Annotated in this window: 1 protein-coding gene; it reads right to left on the bottom strand. The window is 48.3% G+C overall.

Features of this window, described 5'->3' with window-relative positions; translation table 11 throughout:
- On the bottom strand, positions 1 to 746 hold a 746-nt coding region (locus A3766_RS08015; protein ID WP_304440944.1), incomplete at its 3' end, for a potassium transporter TrkG.
- Between the last annotated feature and the right edge of the window lie 150 nt (positions 747 to 896).

Raw genomic sequence — 896 nt, 5'->3', positions numbered from 1 at the left:
GCGATAAACATAAAGAAGATGGCGATTAGTTCAATTACGCTATTATCGAAATAGCCAATACTGGCATCATGGGTTGAATAGCCGCCGATGGCGATGGTCGAAAAACTATGGCCTATGGCGTCAAACAGGGTCATTCCAGCGGCCCAGTAAGATAGCGCGCAAGCGACTGTTAGCCCGAGGTATATATACCAAAGAGCTTTGGCGGTTTCGGTGATTCGAGGCGTTAATTTACTGTCTTTTACCGGGCCGGGAGTCTCTGCTCGGTATAGCTGCATACCACCAATGCCTAGCATTGGAAGAATGGCGACAGCCAGTACGATCAAGCCCATGCCGCCAAGCCATTGCAATTGTTGTCGGTACCACAAGATAGATTTGGGCAGGTCATCTATCCCGGTAATGACGGTCGCGCCAGTGGTGGTTAGCCCCGATAGGGACTCAAAGTAAGCATCAACGAAGCGTAAATCAGGGGAGTCAGATAAATATAAGGGCACTGAACCACTCAGGCTGAGCACCAGCCAGAAGAGAACCGTTACGATAAAACCATCTCGTACACGAAGCTCCTTTTTATGGTTTCGAACAGGCAGCCAGATGATTAGCCCTAAGCCTAGCGTAATAACAAAAGCATCGAGGAAGGCATGGAGCTGATTATCGTTATAGATGAGCGAAACAATGATCGGCGGGAGCATGGTCAGGCTAAAAATCATCAGCAGGATGCCTAGAATTCGGCTGACTGTAGACAAATGCATCCGGTTGTATCTCCCAAAAAACTACTAAAACAGGGTTAGAAAAAAGCGAGTCCGACTTGGAACAGCTTCTCGACTTCGCGAACTCTTTTCTTATCGACCAGGAAGAGGATAACGTGATCGTCTTGCTCGATGCGGATATGGTCGTGAGCG

This window comes from Oleiphilus sp. HI0132, from assembly GCF_001635845.1.
Note: the sequence above shows the minus strand (reverse complement) of the source record. Positions and strands in the feature narration are given on the sequence as shown.